We start from the raw sequence: 14,793 nt of genomic DNA, 5'->3' as shown, positions 1-14,793 counted from the left end.
TCTCGCCGTGCGTCCCCCGTCGTCCATGCGACCCTCAAACAGTTCGCCCCGGCCGTTGTCGGGGCTGGCGAGCCTGCTCGGCGCGCCCTCCGGCACGTCGCGGGCTCCGCTCGCCGCGGTGTCCGGGGTCACCATCGACTCCCGCCGGGTGCGGCGCGGAGACCTCTACGTCGCGCTGCCGGGCGCCACGGTCCACGGCGCGGACTTCTGCGCCCAGGCGCTCGCCGCCGGCGCCGCCGCGATCCTGACCGACCAGGCGGGCCGGGAGGCGGCGGTCGCGACCGGCCTGCCGGTCCTCGTCGTGCCGGACCCGCGGGCCGTGCTCGGCCAGGTCTCCTCCTGGGTGTACGGCGCGCCCGCCGCCGCCGTCACGCTCATCGGCGTCACCGGCACCAGCGGCAAGTCCACCAGCACCTTCCTGCTGGAGGCCGGGCTGCGGGCCGCCGGGCACACCACCGGCCTGGTCGGCGGCGTGGAGATCCGCGTGGGCGACCTGCGCCTGGAGTCCACGCTGACCACCCCGGAGGCCAGCGACCTGCACGGCCTGTTCGCCCTCATGCGCGAGCGGGGCGTCACCGCCGCCGCGATGGAGGTCTCCAGCCACGCGCTGGCCCTCGGCCGCGTCGACGGGCTCTTCTACGACGTCGCGCTGTTCACCAACCTGTCGCAGGACCACCTCGACTTCCACCGCGACCTCGACGACTACTTCGCCGCGAAGGCCAGGTTGTTCACCCCCGAGATGAGCCGCGCCGGGGTCGTCAACATCGACGACGCCCACGGCCGCGAGCTCCTCGGCACGGCGAAGATCCCGATGACCGCCTTCTCCGCCCAGGGGGCCCCGGAGGCCGACTGGCGCGCCGCCGACGTGCGCCTCGGCGGCGACGGCAGCTCCTTCCGCGTGGTGGGCCCCGGAGGCGTCGAGGAGGACGCCACGGTGGCGCTGCCCGGCCCGTTCAACGTCGCCAACGCCCTCGGCGCGATCGTCGCCCTGGTGGAGGCGGGGGTGCCGCTGCGCGCCGCGGTGGCCGGGATCGGCACGCTGGCCGGGGTGCCCGGCAGGATGGAGCGGGTGCCGGGCGCCGACGGCTTCGAGGCCATCGTGGACTACTCCCACAAGCCCGGGGCGGTGGAGTCGGTGCTGCGCTCGCTGCGCGAGGTCACCGGGGGCCGGCTGACCGTCGTGCTGGGCTGCGGCGGCGACCGCGACCGCGGCAAGCGCCCCCTGATGGGCGCCGCCGCCGCCCGGCTGGCCGACGTCGCCATCCTCACCAGCGACAACCCCCGCTCGGAGGACCCCCTGCGGATCCTGGCCGAGATGATGGACGGGGTCCTCGGCGTGCCCGAGGAGGAGCGGGCTCATGTGATCATTGAGCCGGACCGGGCCGCGGCCGTCGATCTGGCGATCGGCCGCGCGGGCCCCGGCGACGTGGTCGTCGTGGCCGGCAAGGGGCACGAGCAGGGCCAGTACGTCGGCGACCGGGTCCTCCCGTTCGATGACAGGCAAGTGGTGGCCGACGCGATCGGCAGGCGGCGGAGCCGTACCGGGCGTCAGGCGTGTATGGAGAGTAAGGAAGCCTCATCATGATCCCGTTGCCGCTGGGCAGGATCGCCGAGATCACCTCGGGCGCCCTCGCGGGCATGGCCGACCCCCGCGCGGTCGTGCGCGGCCCGGTCGTCGTGGACTCCCGGGCCGTCGAGCCGGGGTCGCTGTTCGTCGCCGTCAAGGGCGAGCGGTCCGACGGGCACGACTTCGCCGCGGCCGCCGTGGAGGCGGGCGCCGTCGCCGTGCTGGCCTCCCGGCCCGTCGAGGCCCCCGCGGTCGTCGTCGGCGACGTCGTCGGGGCCCTGGCCTACCTGGCCACGGCGGTCTGCGCCGCGCTGCCGGCCGCCACGGTCATCGGCGTGACGGGGTCGGCGGGCAAGACCACCACCAAGGACCTGCTGGCCCGCCTCACCGCGCGGATCGGCCCCACGGTCGCGCCGGTCGGCTCGTACAACAACGAGATCGGCCACCCCCTGACCGTGCTGCGGGCCGACGAGGGCACCCGCTACCTGGTGCTGGAGCTCAGCGCCCGCGGGGTCGGGCACATCGCCCACCTCGCGAAGATCGCCCCGCCGAAGATCGGCGTGGTCCTCAACGTCGGCAGCGCGCACATCGGGGTCTTCGGCGGCCGGGACGCCATCGCCAGGGCCAAGGGCGAGCTGGTCGAGGCGCTGCCCGCCGACGGCGTCGCCGTACTGAACGCCGACGACCCGCTGGTGGCCGCGATGGCCGGCCGGACCCGCGCCCGCGTCACCTGGTACGGCCGCGGCGAGAGCGCCACGGTGCGGGCCGAGGGCGTCGTCCTCGACGGGCGCGGCCGCGCCTCCTTCACGCTTCGCACCCCCTCCGGGGCCGCGCCGGTCTCCCTGCGCCTGTACGGCGAGCACGCCGTGGACAACGCGCTCGCCGCGGCGGCCGCCGCCTACGAGCTGGGGCTGCCGGTCGCCACCATCGCCGAGGAGCTGTCGGAGGCCGAGCCCCGCAGCCGCTGGCGGATGGAGGTCACCGACCGGGCCGACGGCGTCACCGTGATCAACGACGCCTACAACGCCAACCCCGAGTCCATGCGCGCCGCGTTCGGCGCCCTCGGCTCCATCGCCGGGGGCCGGCGCCGCCTCGCGGTCATCGCCTCCCCGAGCGAGCTGGGCGAGCACGGCGCCGAGCTGAACGAGGGTGTGGGCCGTACGGCCGTCGCCGCGGGCCTCCAAGCGCTGTTCGTCGTCGGCGCCGACGCCGAGCCGGTCCTGGCCGGGGCCGGGGCCGCCGCGGAGGAGGCCCGTGCCGCGGGCGGCCACGTCCCCCGGATAACGCACGTCCCCGACGTCGAGACGGCCGTCGCCGAGGTCTCCGCGATCCTCGCGCCCGGCGACGTGGTGCTGGTCAAGGGCTCGCGGGTGGCCGGCCTGGAACGGGTGGCCGAGGCCCTGCTCGGGGGTGAACGCCGATGAGGGAGATCCTCATCGCGGCGGCGGTCAGCCTGCTGCTGTCCATGTTCGGCACGCCGCTGGCGATCCGTCTGTTCTCCCGGCGCGGCTACGGCCAGAGCATCCGGGAGGAGGGCCCCTCCGGTCACCACGACAAGCGCGGCACCCCCACCATGGGCGGCACCGTGATCGTGATCGCGGCGCTGATCGGGTTCGCCTGCGCCCACCTGGTCGCCTGGACCCAGCCCACCGTCTCGGCGCTGCTGGTGCTGTTCCTGATGACCGGCCTGGGCATGGTCGGCTTCCTCGACGACTTCATCAAGATCTACAAGCAGCGCAGCCTGGGCCTGCGCAGCGGCGCCAAGGCGCTGGGCCAGCTCGTCGTCGGCGCGGTCTTCGCGGTCCTGGTGACCCGCTTCCCCAACGCCTACCTCATCACCCCCGCCGAGACCCGGCTGTCGTTCCTGCGGGACTTCGGCCCCTCCATCGGCATCATCGGGTTCACGATCTGGGTGCTCATCATGATCGTGGGCTTCTCCAACGCGGTGAACCTCACCGACGGCCTCGACGGCCTGGCCAGCGGCGCGACCGGCGTGGTGCTCGCCTCCTACGTGCTGATCGGCAACTGGCAGCTGCGCAACAGCTGCACGGTCCAGCTCAGCCCCAACTGCTACTGGGTCCGCGACCCGCTCGACCTGGCCGTGGTCGCCGCCGCCGTGCTCGGCGCGCTGGTCGGCTTCCTGTGGTGGAACGCCCCGCCCGCCAAGATCTTCATGGGCGACACCGGCTCGCTGGCCCTGGGCGGCGTGATCGCGGGCCTGGCCATCACCACCCGCACCCAGGGCCTGCTGATCATCCTGGCCGGCATGTGCGTGGTCATCACGATGTCGGTGATCATCCAGGTCGGGTTCTTCAAGATGACCGGCAAACGGGTCTTCCGGATGGCGCCGCTCCAGCACCACTTCGAGCTGTCGGGCTGGGCCGAGACGACCATCGTGGTCCGCTTCTGGCTGATCGCCGCCCTGTGCGCCGCCGCCGGCCTCGGGTTGTTCTACGTCGAATGGATGCCCAAGCCGTGACGACCTCAGACCTCACGGGCGCCGGGGGCGCCGGGGGCACGGTCGTGGTCGCCGGGCTCGGCGTCTCCGGCACCGCCGCCGCCCGCGTGCTGGCCGGGCGGGGCGCGAAGGTCGTCGTCCTCGAGGGCCGCGACACCGAGGGAGCCCGGGCCGCCGCCGCGGAACTGGCCGGACTGGGGGTCGAGGTCCGGTTCGGCGAGTCCGCCGGGTTGCCCGCCGGCGCCTCCCTGGTCGTCACCACCGGCTGGCCGCCGCGTCACCCCGTGATGGCCGCCGCCGCGGAGGCCGGAATCGAGGTGATCAGCGAGGTCGAGCTCGGCTGGCGGCTGCGCCCGGCCGGCGCGGCGCCGTGGCTCGCGCTGACCGGCACCAACGGCAAGACCACCGTGGTACGGATGCTCGCCGCCATGCTGTCCGCCGCCGGGCACCGCGCGCTCGCCGCCGGGAACGTCGGCACCCCCGTCGTGGAGGCCGTCGGCGGGCCCTGGGACGTGCTGGCCGTGGAGCTGTCCAGCTTCCAGCTGCACCGCTCGCCCGGCCTGGCCCCGCACACCGCCGCCGTGCTCAACGTGGCGCCCGACCACCTCGACTGGCACGGCTCCCTGGAGGCGTACGCCCGGGACAAGGGGCGGATCTTCGAGCGGGCCGGCACGGTGGTCTTCAACGCCGGCGACGAGCAGGCGGCCCGCCTGGCCGGGCCGTACGCGGGCGGGGCCGCCCGCGTCGTCGGCTTCACGCTCGACGTGCCGCGTCCCGGACAGGTCGGCGTGGTCGAGGACCTGCTGGTGGACCGGGCGTTCACCGACGACCCGGTGCGCGAGGCCGCCGAGCTGGCGGGCTTCGCCGACATCCGGCCGTTCGCGCCGCACAACGTCGCCAACGCGCTCGCCGCCGCGACCATGGCCCGCTCCTACGGGGTGCCCCCGGAGGCCGTACGGCGCGGCCTGGCCGACTTCGTCCCCGACCCGCACCGCATCGCGCACGTCGCGTGCGTGGGCGGCGTCGACTACGTCGACGACTCCAAGGCCACCAACCCGCACGCCGCGGCCGCCTCGCTCGCCGCCTACCCCTCGATCGTCTGGGTCGCCGGCGGGCAGCTCAAGGGAGCCGACGTCGACGACCTGGTACGGCGGGCCGCGCCGAGGCTGCGCGGCGCGGTGCTGCTGGGCGCCGACCGCGAGCGGATCCGTCAGGCTCTGGCGCGACACGCCGAGAATGTCCCGGTGGTGGAGGTGGCGGGGCAAGACACTGGGGTCATGGATCGCGTCGTCACCGAAGCCGCCCGGCTCGCCTCCCCCGGGGACACCGTGCTGCTCGCCCCCGCAGGAGCCTCCCTCGACATGTTCGCCGGCTACCCAGCGCGAGGGGAGGCGTTCGCGCGGGCCGTACACCGGCTCGCGGAGACGGGCGAAGGGGAGCGGGCGTGAGCGCGCGCGACGGGCGGCCCGCCGGGGCCGCCGGACGTGCCGCGACCGCGACGGCGGGTTCCGCGGGCGGGCGCGCCGCGGCGGTCCCCGCGGCTCCGGCGGTCCCGTCGGGGGCCGTGGGGGAGCGGGACGGCGGGGGCCGCGCGACGGAGGCCGGGGGCCCGGCGGACGCCCGGCGCGGGAACGGGGCGCGCGAGCGGCTGACCGCCTTCCGCGAACTGCTCAACCGGCCGCTGACCTCCTACTACCTGATCCTCGGGTGCTGCGCGCTGCTGCTGGCCCTCGGCCTGATGATGGTGCTGTCGGCCTCCAGCATCGAGGCGCTGCAGAAGGACATGAGCCCGTTCTACTGGTTCCTCAAGCAGTCGATCTCGGTCGCGCTCGGCCTGCCGCTGATGTGGCTGTGCTCCCGCCTGCCCGCGCGGTTCTTCCGGCTGGCCGGATACCCGATGATGGTCCTGTCCATCCTCGGCCTGGTGCTGGTGCTGTTCATCGGCCGGGCGGAGCTCGGGGCGCAGCGCTGGATCTACATCGGCCCGCTGACCATCCAGCCCTCCGAGCCGGCCAAGCTGGGGCTGATGCTGTGGGGGGCCGACCTGCTGGCGCGCCGGGCGCGCGCCGGGACGATCGAGTGGCGGCACCTGTTCATCCCGCTCATGCCCGGCGCGGTCATCCTCTCCCTGCTGGTCATGCTGGGCAGCGACCTCGGCACCACGATCGTGCTGATGCTGATCTTCCTGTCCCTGCTGTGGGTGGTCGGGGCGCCGCTGCGGCTGTTCGGCGGCATCATGGCCGTCGCGGTGCTGGCGGCCGTCGTCATGATCAGTACCGAGGGGTACCGCCTGGACCGGGTCCAGGCGTGGCTGGACCCGTGGAAGTACGCCCAGAACGAGGGCTACCAGGCCGTCCAGGGGCAGATCGCGATGGGCAGCGGCGGCTGGTTCGGGCTGGGGCTGGGCTCCAGCCGGCAGAAGTGGAGCTGGATCCCGCACGCCGAGAGCGACTTCATCTTCTCGATCATCGGCGAGGAGCTCGGCCTGATGGGCACCCTGGTGGTGGTGGCCCTCTTCGGGCTGCTCGGCTACGCCGGGCTGCGGGTCGCCGTCCGGGTGAGGGACACCTTCGTCCGGCTCGCCGCGGCCGCCACCGTCGCCTGGATCGCCGGGCAGGCGATCGTCAACATCGGCGCGGTGATCGGCGTGGTGCCCATCACCGGCATCCCGCTGCCGCTGGTCTCCTACGGCGGGTCGGCGCTGTTGCCCACGCTGGCCGCGCTCGGGATGCTGCTGAGCTTCGCCAAACAGGAACCCGGCGCGCGGCAGGCCCTGGCCGCGCGTGGCCCGGGACCGGTGGCGCGGGGCCTAAGCTGGCTTGGCCTGGGTGGCCCGGCCCGCGGACGGCGGCCGGCAGACGGAAGACGACAGGGGAAAGGACCGACATGAGGGTGGTCCTCGCCGGCGGCGGGACGGCCGGTCACATCGAACCGGCGCTGGCCCTGGCCGACGCGCTGCGCCAACTCGATCCCGGCATCGGGATCACCTGCCTCGGCACCGAACGCGGCCTGGAGACACGGCTGGTCCCGGCCCGGGGGTACGAGCTGGAGCTCGTGCCCGCCGTACCGCTGCCCCGATCGCTCACCCCGCAGCTGCTGACCGTTCCCGGCCGTCTGGCGGGGGCGATCAGCGCCGCGGCGGGCATCATGGAGCGGGTCCGGGCCGACGTCCTCGTCGGGTTCGGCGGCTACGTCGCGACCCCCGCCTACCTCGGGGCGCGCCGCCGCGGCGTGCCGATCGTGGTGCACGAGGCCAACCCGCGGCCCGGCCTGGCCAACCGGCTGGGCGCGCGGCTGACCGACCACGTGTTCATCGGCCAGCAGGACACGCCGCTGTCCGGCGCCGAGCACATCGGGATCCCGCTCCGCCGCGAGATCACCTCGCTGGACCGGCTGTCCATGGGCGACAAGGCGCGCTCCTGGTTCGGCCTGGAGGCCGACCTGCCGACGCTGCTGGTCACCGGCGGCTCCCAGGGGGCGCGCTCGATCAACCAGGCGGCCCTGGCCGCGGCCCCGGCACTGCGCCGGGCCGGGATCCAGGTGCTGCACATCATCGGCCCGAAGAACACGCTGGAGGAGGAGCCGCCGCCCGGCGACCCCCAGTACGTCGTGCTGCAGTACGTCGACCGGATGGACCTCGCCTACGCCGCCGCCGACTTCGCACTGTGCCGCGGCGGCGCCATCACCTGCGCCGAGCTGACCGCGGTGGGCCTGCCCGCGGCGTACGTCCCGCTCCCGCACGGCAACGGGGAGCAGCGGCTCAACGCCGAGCCGATCGCGAGGGCCGGGGGCGGCATGCTGGTCGACGACGCCGAGCTGAGCGCGGAGTGGATCGTCCGCAACGTGCTGCCCGTGCTGTCCGACCCGGAGCGGGTGGTCGCCATGTCGGAGGCCGCCTCCCGGATGGGCCGCAAGGACGCCGACGCGGCGCTGGCCCACCGGGTGCTGCGGATCGCGCGGGGCGTGGCGTGAAAGGGGAGCGAACCCGACGAGGGAGCGGAGTGGTCCGTGAGGGACGAGCGGCCCGCGGAGCGAGCGAGGAGTGGTGAGCGACCTTGAGCGGGGAGCGAGCGGGAGCGGTGAGCGACCGATGAACGGGAAACGGGGAATGGTGAACGGCCGATGAGCCTGGTCAAGTTGGTGGATCCGGTCGCGGCCGAAGACCTGGGGCGGGTCCACTTCATCGGGATCGGCGGTTCCGGCATGTCCGGCATCGCCCGCATCCTGCTCAAGCGCGGCGTGCGGGTCTCCGGCAGCGACTCCCGCGGTTCCGAGCTGGTCAACGAGCTGCGGGGGCTGGGGGCGAGGATCCACATCGGTCACGCCGCCTCGCACGTCCAGAACGTCGACACGGTCGTGGTCTCCACCGCGATCCGCGACTCCAACCCGGAGCTGGGCGAGGCGCTGCGCCAGGGGCTGCGGGTGATCCCGCGGGCCGCCGCGCTGGCCTCGGTCATGGCGGGCCGGACGGGCGTCGCCCTGGCGGGCACCCATGGCAAGACCACCACCACGTCGATGCTGACGGTGGCGCTGCAGAAGTGCGGCGCCGACCCGTCCTACTGCGTCGGCGGGCAGCTGGTGACCACCGGGCTGGGCGCCGACGAGGGCGCCGGGGACGTCTTCGTCGCCGAGGCCGACGAGAGCGACGGCTCCTTCCTGATGCTGGCCCCGGAGATCGCCGTGGTGACCAACGTGGAGCCCGACCACCTGGACAACTACGGCGACCCCCGCGCGGTCTACGACAGCTTCGCCCGCTTCGTCGAGCGGGTCGGCCGGACCATGGTGCTCTGCGCCGACGACCCCGGCTCCGCGGCCCTCGTGGCGCCGGCCCGCGCCCGCGGCCTGAAGGTCGTCACGTACGGCGAGGCCGGCGACGCCGACCTGAGGGTGAGCGACATCACCCCGGACGGCCTGGGCGTCACCTTCACGGTCGGCGGCCTGGGCCTGGTCAGGCTGGCCGTACCCGGCCGGCACAACGCCCTCAACGCCGCCGCGGTCATCGCCGTCGCGGCCGAGCTGGGCGTCTCCTTCGGCGACATCCGCGACGGCCTGGCCGCCTTCACCGGCGCCAAGCGCCGGTTCGAGGCCAAGGGCGAGGCCGGCGGGGTCGCGGTCTTCGACAGCTACGCCCATCATCCGACCGAGCTGGCGGCCGACCTGCGCGCGGCCCGGGACGTGGTGGCGTCCTTCTCCGGCTCCGGCAGGGTCATCGCGGTCTTCCAGCCGCACCTGTACTCCCGGACGCGGTTCTTCGCCGACGACTTCGGAGCGGCCCTCGCCCTGGCCGACGAGGTGGTCGTCCTGGACGTCTACGGCGCGCGCGAGGACCCCGAGCCGGGCGTCTCCGGGGCGCTGGTCGCGGGCAAGGTGCCGCTCCCGGGGGAGCGGGTGAGCTACGCGCCGCAGCGGGAGAGCGTCCCGGCCCTGGTGGCGGAGCGGGCCAGGGCCGGCGACATCGTGCTCACCATGGGGGCGGGCGACGTGACCGAGCTGGGCCCGCGGATCGTGGCGGAGCTGTCCGCACGGTGAACGGCCTTCGAGGGGGAGCGGGGGAGGAGCGGTGAGCGACCTTTGAGCAGGGAGCGAGCCCGACGCGGGAGCGGAGTGGTTCGTGAGGGACGAGCGGCCCGCGGAGCGAGGAAGGAGTGGCGAGCGACCTTTGAGCAGGGAGCGAGCCCGACGCGGGAGCGGAGTGGTTCGTGAGGGACGAGCGGCCCGCGGAGCGAGGAAGGAAGCGGTGAGCGACTCTTGAACGGAGTCTGGCGCACGGCCTTCCTCGGCCTGCTGACCGCGGGCGTGGTGGGCAGCGTCGTGTGGCTGGTGTTCTTCTCGCCGGTCCTCGGCGTGCGGGAGATCCGGGTGACGGGCAACGCGGTCCTGCCCGCGGAGGAGATCCGGCGGGCCACCGGGGTGGCCGCCGGCCGGCCGCTCGCCACCGTGGACGTGGCCGCGGTCAGGGCCGGGGTGGGCGCGATCCGCCGGGTCGAGTCGGTCTCCGTCAGCCGCGACTGGCCGGGCACGCTGGCGGTCAGGGTCGTGGAGCGCCGCCCGGCGGCCGTGGTGCCGGAGGGGGACCGGGCCGCGCTGGTGGACCGCCACGGCGTGGTGATCGAGGTCAGGGACGTCGCGCCTCCGGGTCTTCCCGTGCTGCGGGTGGACCGTCCGCGGGCGGGCGACCCGGCGACCGCCGCGGCGCTGGCCGTGGTCGGGGCGCTGCCGGAGAGCCTGGCCCGGCGGGTGGCCGAGGTGGCCGCGCCCTCGCCCGAGACCGTCTCGCTGCGGCTGAAGGACGGCCGCGCGGTGGTCTGGGGCGGGCGGGACCGTTCGGAGGACAAGGCGCGGATCCTCGCCACGCTCCTGAGGAGCCGGGCGGCCACCTACGACGTGAGCTCCCCCGAGGTCGTGACGGTGAAGTGACGCCCCCGCCGCGGGCACCGGGAAAAGGACAGCGCGCGACACGCCGGGCGCGCTTGCGGCCCGGTTAGTTGACCCGCCCGGAGCGTAACTCCTACTGTCCGTATCACTCCTCAGGTTGACATAAATCTAAATCTCAACTTGAGGGTGAGGGTTTTGAAAGCGACGGCACGGGACCCCGTGCCGCGGGAAATTGCAAGTCAACGAGCGGAAAGGCCCCTCGTCGTGGCAGCACCGCAGAACTACCTCGCGGTCATCAAGGTTGTAGGAATCGGCGGAGGCGGAGTCAACGCCGTCAACCGGATGATCGAGGAGGGACTCAAGGGCGTCGAGTTCATCGCCATCAATACCGACGCTCAGGCGCTGCTGATGAGTGACGCCGACGTCAAGCTCGACGTGGGGCGTGAACTCACCCGCGGCCTCGGCGCGGGCGCCAACCCCGAGGTCGGGCGCAAGGCGGCCGAGGACCACCGTGAGGAGATCGAAGAGGTCCTCAAGGGCGCCGACATGGTCTTCGTCACCGCGGGCGAGGGCGGCGGCACCGGCACCGGCGGAGCCCCGGTGGTGGCCAACATCGCGCGGTCCCTGGGCGCCCTGACCATCGGTGTGGTCACCCGGCCGTTCAGCTTCGAGGGCCGGCGCCGGGCGATGCAGGCCGAGGCGGGCATCGAGACCCTCCGCGAGGAGGTCGACACGCTCATCGTGATCCCGAACGACCGGCTGCTGTCGATCTCCGACCGGCAGGTGAGCGTGCTGGACGCCTTCAAGGCGGCCGACCAGGTGCTGCTCTCCGGTGTCCAGGGCATCACCGACCTGATCACCACGCCCGGCCTGATCAACCTGGACTTCGCCGACGTGAAGTCCGTGATGTCCGGCGCGGGCTCGGCGCTCATGGGCATCGGCCACGCGCGCGGCGACGACCGGTCGGTCGCGGCGGCCGAGATGGCCGTCTCCAGCCCGCTGCTGGAGGCCAGCATCGACGGCGCGCACGGCGTGCTGCTGTCGATCGCGGGCGGCTCCGACCTCGGCCTGTTCGAGATCAACGAGGCCGCCCAGCTCGTCTCCAACGCGGCCGCGCCGGACGCCAACATCATCTTCGGCACGGTCATCGACGACGCCCTCGGCGACGAGGTCCGCGTCACAGTGATCGCGGCCGGCTTCGACGAGGCCGACGCGGAGGCGAACAAGGCCGTTCCGCAGGCGGCCCGGCCGCAGCAGCAGCCCGCCCGCCCGGCCGCGACCCCGCCGTCCCGGCCGTCGGTCCCGGCGGCGCCCACGGTGAAGGCCGAGCCCCGTCCCGAGCCGCGGCCGGAGTTCCGGGCCGAGCCCAGGGCCGAGTACCCGCCAGCGCCGGCCCGCCCGGCGACCCCGCCGCAGCCGGAGTTCCGGGCCGAGCCCCAGCCCGCGCAGCCCCCGGCGGCCCAGCAGGCCCACCCGGTCCAGCCCGCCGCGCCCGCCCACGCGCCGGGTGAGCAGCCCGAGCCGCCGCGCGCCGAGGAGCCGCCGGCCTCGCCGGTGTCGATCCCGCGTCCGGCGCCCGAGCCGCCCGCTCCCACGCCCATCTCCGCGCGGGTCCCCGACACCGCCCGGCGGCGTCCGGTGGTCTTCGAGGAGCAGGAGGAGGAGCTCGACGTCCCCGACTTCCTGAAGTGACTTTGCTCACGGCCGGGGGCCCGGGGAATGCCCGGCCGTGACAGGGAAGAATGGGTTCCGCCGGTTTGTCGGTGTTCGAGCGGCGGAGAAGTGACGGATACAACACGACGTGAAGAGATCGCGGCCGGTCTGGCCAGGGTCGAGGCGGACATCGCCGAGGCATGCCGGGCCGCCGGCCGCGACCGCGGGGAGCTGACGCTCGTCGCGGTGAGCAAGACCTACCCTGCCTCCGACGTGCGGCTGCTGGCCGGGCTGGGGGTGACCGACGTGGGGGAGAACCGCGACCAGGAGGCTTCGGCCAAGGCGCACGAGTGCGCCGACCTGAAGCTGACCTGGCACTTCATCGGCCAGCTGCAGACCAACAAGGCCCGCTCGGTGGTCTCCTACGCCGACGTCGTCCACTCGGTGGACCGGCTCCGGCTGGTCTCCGCGCTGGGCCGGGAGGCGGTCCGGGCGGGCCGGGAGGTCACCTGCCTGGTGCAGGTCGCGCTGGACGGCGATCCCGCACGCGGCGGCGCCCGGCCGGAAGAGGTGTCGGCGCTCGCCGACGCGGTCGCCGGGGCCGGCGGGCTGAGGCTGGGCGGGGTGATGGCGGTCGCGCCGCTGGGCGGGGACCCGTCCGGGGCCTTCGCCCGGCTGAGGGAGATCTCGGAGGCCGTACGGGAGGCCCATCCGGGCGCGGACGTCATATCGGCGGGGATGAGCGGCGACATGGCGGAGGCCATCGCCAACGGTGCGACACACCTGCGTGTCGGTACGGCGTTGCTCGGTCGCCGGAAGCCCTTGGTCAGGTAATGTCCCTTCAAGTGGACCTTGGCGTCCGCGTACCCGGATAGAGGTCGATCGGTGGTGAGCTCCAAGGGGGTGCGGCTACCGCCCCAGGCGAAGCGAAGTAAGACGGAGGAAGAAGCAGCGATGTCCGGCGCGATGCGCAAGATGGCGGTCTACCTCGGTCTTGTGGAGGACGACCGCTACGACAGATACGACAGCTATTCCGACGAGGACTACGAGGAGTTCGACGACTCGCGGCGGACGGCGGAGGAGCGTCCCGGAGCGGTCCACGACCGCGAGGACGACGCCGATTCCGGGGTGCCCGCCCCGAGGCCCGCGACGGCTGTCATCGAGCGCCGTACGACCGATCTGGCGCGCATCACCACGCTTCATCCGCGCACCTACAACGAGGCCCGGACAATCGGGGAGCATTTCCGCGACGGCACCCCGGTCATCATGAATCTGACCGAGATGGTTGACAGCGACGCCAAGAGGCTTGTGGATTTCGCGGCAGGTCTGGTCTTTGGCCTACATGGCAGCATTGAACGTGTTACCAACAAGGTGTTCCTGTTGTCCCCTGCCAATGTCGAGGTGACCGCCGAGGACAAGGCCCGAATCGCGGAACGCGGGTTCTTCAACCAGAGCTAGAGTTCCACCATGAACAGTGACCGGCCGGACAGGTCCACACAAGACCGGAGGCGGCGGAACGGATCAGAGACGAGGGTGGACCTTGGGGATCGTTAGCGAGATCTTGGTCATCGTCCTCTCTCTCTATCTGGTTCTGCTGATCGGCAGAATGATCTTTGAGACGGTGCAGGCGTTCGCGCACCAGTGGCGGCCCACCGGGGCCGTACTCGTCCTGGCGGAGGCCGTATACACGGTCACCGACCCGCCTCTCAAGTTCCTCCGCCGTTTCATTCCACCACTCCGGTTGGGTACGGTGGCCTTTGACCTAAGCTTCACAGTGCTGTTCATTGTGGTCTTGGTCTTGATCCGACTCGTGTCCGCGCTTCGTTGATCGGGTACCGTCCCTCCGGACAGACTCCAAGCGCGCCAAGGAGACCGAAATGCCGCTGACGCCCGCTGATGTGCGGAACAAGCAGTTCAGTACGACCCGGCTGAGGCCGGGGTACGACGAGGAAGAGGTTGACGCCTTCCTCGACGAGGTCGAGTCCGAGCTGGACCGCCTCATCCAGGAGAACGAGGAGCTTCGCGCGAAGCTGGCGGAGTGCCTGCGGGGCAAGGTGCCCGGCAACGTCAACATGGCCATGGCACCGGCTCCCGTCGCCGAGCCCAAGCCCGAGATGATGATGCAGCAGCCGGAGCCGATGCGCGCTCCGGAGCCCGTCCAGCACCAGCAGCCCGTCCCCGTCTCCATGGGCATGCCGCAGGCCGAGGACAACATGGACACCGCGGCGCGGGTGCTCGCGCTGGCCCAGCAGACGGCCGACCAGGCCATCGCCGACGCCCGCCGGGAGGCGGACGAGACGGTGACCCGGGCCCGCCGCGAGGCCGACGACATCCTCGGCAAGGCCCGCCGCCAGGCCGAGCAGGTCATCGGCGACGCCCGCGCACGCGCCGAGACGCTGGAGCGCGACGCGCAGGAGCGGCACCGGCAGGCCATGGGCTCGCTGGTGCAGAACCGCGACGAGCTGGAGCGCAAGGTCGAGGAGCTGCGCAGCTTCGAACGGGAGTATCGCAGCCGACTGAAGCTCTACCTGGAGAACCAGCTCGCCGAGCTGAACGTCGCGGGCGAGGGCAGTGGCGCGTTCCCGATCGTGGGCGGTCCCCCGGCGATGTCCCACGCCGTGGCTCAGGGAGGCCCGCAGCCGATGCAGGGCGCCCCCGGTCCGTTCGGCGGCGAGCAGGCGCAGCACTCGGGTGCCTTCCAGGGCGTTGACGGTCCTCACAACGACCGGCGCTAGGGTGT

Annotated in this window: 13 protein-coding genes; all 13 read left to right on the top strand. The window is 73.2% G+C overall.

The features are described 5' to 3' along the window. Positions 1–25: 25 nt before the first annotated feature. The 13 genes from ACFYSC_RS00660 to ACFYSC_RS00600 all read left to right on the top strand — a co-directional run bounded on the left by ACFYSC_RS00660 (position 26) and on the right by ACFYSC_RS00600 (position 14,788). Positions 26–1,585 carry a UDP-N-acetylmuramoyl-L-alanyl-D-glutamate--2,6-diaminopimelate ligase gene (locus tag ACFYSC_RS00660; RefSeq protein ID WP_389954704.1) on the top strand — a complete coding sequence of 520 codons (1,560 nt, stop codon included), beginning with the start codon at positions 26–28 and terminating at the stop codon, positions 1,583–1,585. After that, complete coding sequence (gene murF, locus ACFYSC_RS00655) at positions 1,582–2,991, top strand: UDP-N-acetylmuramoyl-tripeptide--D-alanyl-D-alanine ligase (RefSeq protein WP_389954703.1); 1,410 nt, start codon at positions 1,582–1,584, stop codon at positions 2,989–2,991. The genes ACFYSC_RS00660 and murF overlap by 4 nt, the downstream gene beginning before the upstream one ends. Beyond that, on the top strand, positions 2,988–4,046 hold the full coding sequence (gene mraY, locus ACFYSC_RS00650; RefSeq protein WP_362934704.1) for a phospho-N-acetylmuramoyl-pentapeptide-transferase: 1,059 nt from the start codon (positions 2,988–2,990) through the stop codon (positions 4,044–4,046). The genes murF and mraY overlap by 4 nt, the downstream gene beginning before the upstream one ends. After that, complete coding sequence (gene murD, locus ACFYSC_RS00645; protein WP_389954698.1) at positions 4,043–5,473, top strand: UDP-N-acetylmuramoyl-L-alanine--D-glutamate ligase; 1,431 nt, start codon at positions 4,043–4,045, stop codon at positions 5,471–5,473. The genes mraY and murD overlap by 4 nt, the downstream gene beginning before the upstream one ends. Continuing rightward, entirely contained in the window at positions 5,470–6,915 is a 1,446-nt protein-coding gene (gene ftsW, locus ACFYSC_RS00640) for a putative lipid II flippase FtsW (protein ID WP_389954696.1), read from the top strand. The genes murD and ftsW overlap by 4 nt, the downstream gene beginning before the upstream one ends. Continuing rightward, the gene (gene murG / locus ACFYSC_RS00635; RefSeq protein ID WP_362934710.1) at positions 6,912–7,997 is read left to right on the top strand and encodes an undecaprenyldiphospho-muramoylpentapeptide beta-N-acetylglucosaminyltransferase; all 1,086 of its coding nucleotides are present in this window, start codon (positions 6,912–6,914) and stop codon (positions 7,995–7,997) included. The genes ftsW and murG overlap by 4 nt, the downstream gene beginning before the upstream one ends. Positions 7,998–8,147: 150 nt before the next feature. Continuing rightward, positions 8,148–9,554 (top strand): UDP-N-acetylmuramate--L-alanine ligase, encoded by a 1,407-nt coding sequence (gene murC / locus ACFYSC_RS00630; RefSeq protein WP_389954693.1) that lies wholly within the window; start codon positions 8,148–8,150, stop codon positions 9,552–9,554. A gap of 219 nt (positions 9,555–9,773) precedes the next feature. Beyond that, positions 9,774–10,442 carry a cell division protein FtsQ/DivIB gene (locus ACFYSC_RS00625; protein WP_389954690.1) on the top strand — a complete coding sequence of 223 codons (669 nt, stop codon included), beginning with the start codon at positions 9,774–9,776 and terminating at the stop codon, positions 10,440–10,442. A gap of 222 nt (positions 10,443–10,664) precedes the next feature. Beyond that, positions 10,665–12,092 carry a cell division protein FtsZ gene (gene ftsZ / locus ACFYSC_RS00620; RefSeq protein WP_362934719.1) on the top strand — a complete coding sequence of 476 codons (1,428 nt, stop codon included), beginning with the start codon at positions 10,665–10,667 and terminating at the stop codon, positions 12,090–12,092. A 90-nt stretch (positions 12,093–12,182) separates the two neighbouring features. Next, positions 12,183–12,887 carry a YggS family pyridoxal phosphate-dependent enzyme gene (locus ACFYSC_RS00615; protein WP_389954686.1) on the top strand — a complete coding sequence of 235 codons (705 nt, stop codon included), beginning with the start codon at positions 12,183–12,185 and terminating at the stop codon, positions 12,885–12,887. Between the two features lie 120 nt (positions 12,888–13,007). Next, positions 13,008–13,511: a cell division protein SepF gene (locus tag ACFYSC_RS00610; RefSeq protein ID WP_362934725.1), complete on the top strand. Its 504-nt coding sequence runs from the start codon at positions 13,008–13,010 to the stop codon at positions 13,509–13,511. A gap of 82 nt (positions 13,512–13,593) precedes the next feature. Next, on the top strand, positions 13,594–13,881 hold the full coding sequence (locus ACFYSC_RS00605; RefSeq protein WP_355646174.1) for a YggT family protein: 288 nt from the start codon (positions 13,594–13,596) through the stop codon (positions 13,879–13,881). Positions 13,882–13,930: 49 nt separating this feature from the next. Continuing rightward, complete coding sequence (locus ACFYSC_RS00600; RefSeq protein WP_362934728.1) at positions 13,931–14,788, top strand: DivIVA domain-containing protein; 858 nt, start codon at positions 13,931–13,933, stop codon at positions 14,786–14,788. Positions 14,789–14,793: the final 5 nt, after the last annotated feature.

Origin of the sequence: Streptosporangium sp. NPDC004379, from assembly GCF_042873875.1 — a bacterium.
Classification (GTDB): domain Bacteria; phylum Actinomycetota; class Actinomycetes; order Streptosporangiales; family Streptosporangiaceae; genus Streptosporangium.
This window is presented reverse-complemented; position numbering and strand designations above follow the sequence as displayed.

What these genes read in the sequence shown, in the direction of transcription:
- ACFYSC_RS00660 (WP_389954704.1), top strand. Translation starts at nt 26, where the DNA reads ATGCGACCCTCAAACAGTTCGCCCCGGCCGTTGTCGGGGCTGGCGAGC.
- murC (WP_389954693.1), top strand. Translation starts at nt 8,148, where the DNA reads ATGAGCCTGGTCAAGTTGGTGGATCCGGTCGCGGCCGAAGACCTGGGG.
- ACFYSC_RS00600 (WP_362934728.1), top strand. Translation starts at nt 13,931, where the DNA reads ATGCCGCTGACGCCCGCTGATGTGCGGAACAAGCAGTTCAGTACGACC.
- mraY (WP_362934704.1), top strand. Translation starts at nt 2,988, where the DNA reads ATGAGGGAGATCCTCATCGCGGCGGCGGTCAGCCTGCTGCTGTCCATG.
- murG (WP_362934710.1), top strand. Translation starts at nt 6,912, where the DNA reads ATGAGGGTGGTCCTCGCCGGCGGCGGGACGGCCGGTCACATCGAACCG.
- murF (WP_389954703.1), top strand. Translation starts at nt 1,582, where the DNA reads ATGATCCCGTTGCCGCTGGGCAGGATCGCCGAGATCACCTCGGGCGCC.
- ACFYSC_RS00610 (WP_362934725.1), top strand. Translation starts at nt 13,008, where the DNA reads ATGTCCGGCGCGATGCGCAAGATGGCGGTCTACCTCGGTCTTGTGGAG.